Raw genomic sequence first — 427 nt, 5'->3', positions numbered from 1 at the left:
GCCCGACCTGGGGAGCACCCTGGTCGCCGAGCAGCTCCTTGACCGGCATCGCGAGCAGGATCCGGCTGCCGATGGTCTCGCCCTCGACCGAGCTGGTGATGACCTCGGCCTCCTGTGACATCACGAGCTGCTGCGGCGCGTTGTCCTGGTAGTTGCTGGCCACGGTCTCGCCGGTCTTGCCGTTGGCGATCACGAAGCGGTAGAGCGCCGCGCTGTCCTCGCCCATCTCGGTCCCGTCGCCCTCGAGGGCGATCGCCGACTCGACGTCGCTGACGTCCAGCCCGTCGATCTCGATCTTCGGCTCCTCGCCGAACTCGCCCGTCACCGAGAGCCCGTCGATCGTGTCAGCGGACTCGCTCGACGACGCACTGTCGGGGTCGCTGTCGGACTCGGAGCCGCACGCGGCGACCCCGGTGAGTGCCAGGGC

General features: G+C 69.6%; 1 protein-coding gene. It reads right to left on the bottom strand.

The genetic code is table 11. The features are described 5' to 3' along the window. Positions 1-427, bottom strand: a 427-nt coding sequence (locus I6F37_RS41205) for a hypothetical protein (protein WP_225154553.1), incomplete at both ends; no start/stop codon positions are given.

This window comes from Bradyrhizobium sp. NBAIM08 (assembly GCF_020193935.1).
Lineage (GTDB): Bacteria > Pseudomonadota > Alphaproteobacteria > Rhizobiales > Xanthobacteraceae > Bradyrhizobium > Bradyrhizobium yuanmingense.
The sequence above is the reverse complement of the archived record's forward strand: the minus strand, read 5'-3'. Positions and strand labels throughout refer to the sequence as shown.